The organism is Alteromonas sp. G4i13 (assembly GCF_054960505.1).
In genome coordinates this window covers 1-872 of the sequence record NZ_JBHNYX010000113.1, presented here as the reverse complement: position 1 = coordinate 872, position 872 = coordinate 1, and the positions used below count along the sequence as shown (strand labels likewise).

Sequence of the window (872 nt, the reverse complement as noted above, 5' to 3'; positions counted from 1 at the left end):
ACGGGGTGTAGCGACTTTGGTGAAAGAGCTGCCTTTAACCCTGGAAGAAGCTGACAATGGATTGAGTATGTTAGCTCGCCGACAGTTTCAAGGCTTACTCAATGATTTGCGGGAACTGCGAGAGCACATAAAAGAAATGGATAAGGAGTTGAAAGCGTTCTCACAAAGCCAGCCTGTATGCGAGCGTTTAATGAGCATGACAGGAATTGGGCCTTTGATTGCTACCGCCTTATATGCAGGCATTGGACAAGGTCAGGCTTTTAATAGCGGCCGACATTTAGCCGCTTGGTTAGGTGTAGTGCCCAAACAACATACAACGGGAGATAACCCGAGATTGTTGGGTATTAGCAAGCGAGGGAACACGTATTTACGGACCCAGATAATTAACGGCGCCAGGGCCGCCTTGCGCCATATTGGTGATAAAACCGATAAGGTGAGCGAGTGGTGTCGGGCTTGTTTAGCACGCATGAGCTTTAACAAAGCGTGCGTCGCACTGGCTAATAAAATGGTAAGAATGGCCTGGGCTATGCTGCACTATCAACAGGACTACCAGCCAGGACTGATAAATAAAGTAGCGGCTTAGCCGATGAAACCCAAACCAAAGATAAGTAAATAAACTAAAACAGGAAGCCTATCAACATATTGCAAAAAGACAACGTACTGATGATTAACGGTTCATAACCATCTTGTTCAAATCAGTTTATACCAAGGGCCTTCGAGGCCGCCGGATTGATGAGACAACAAGATGCGAACAACCATCAAGGCTAGAAGTCAATTGACTTCACGAAAAAGCCGAATATATGGCAGCAATGAATCACGTTATTAAATCAACACGGTGTCTTGCAATCGGAGAGGGTCCATATATGGTATAA

General features: G+C 45.5%; 1 protein-coding gene. It reads left to right on the top strand.

The genetic code is table 11. The features are described 5' to 3' along the window. Positions 1-583: IS110 family RNA-guided transposase (locus tag ACFI6J_RS21520; RefSeq protein WP_462586400.1), on the top strand; the 583-nt coding region annotated here is incomplete at its 5' end. Positions 584-872 lie beyond the last annotated feature (289 nt).